The organism is Candidatus Kosakonia sp. 282A-S69 (genome assembly GCF_029433855.1).
Taxonomy (GTDB): Bacteria; Pseudomonadota; Gammaproteobacteria; order Enterobacterales; family Enterobacteriaceae; genus Kosakonia; species Kosakonia cowanii_A.
The window spans coordinates 248,779-249,042 of record NZ_JAROAU010000005.1 but is presented as its reverse complement, the minus strand read 5'-3'; the positions used below and the strand labels follow the sequence as shown (position 1 = coordinate 249,042).

At 47.0% G+C, this 264-nt stretch carries 1 protein-coding gene; it reads right to left on the bottom strand.

Translation table 11 applies throughout. The features are described 5' to 3' along the window. Positions 1 to 264: hypothetical protein (locus tag PU683_RS22230; protein WP_277174672.1), on the bottom strand; the 264-nt coding region annotated here is incomplete at both ends.

The window sequence follows — 264 nt, the reverse complement described above, 5'->3', positions numbered from 1 at the left end:
AGCATCAGCCGGATGAACGGAAAAGAGGCGTTGATAGTCCGAACGGCCTACGTTTGAAATGGCGTTGCTTACCTTCCACGGTGAAGGCTGTTTTATTTCGATCTTATTGTGTTGTTGAAACCTGCCAATATCCGGACCGCAAGTCTCACCTGTAATTACCATGGTATGCTGTAGCTTTTGAAAATCTCCACCACTGCTGGGGGTGTTGTGACCCTGTTGATCGTAATGTCGTTGAGCCACCTGAAGTCGAAACAGAATCGAAAT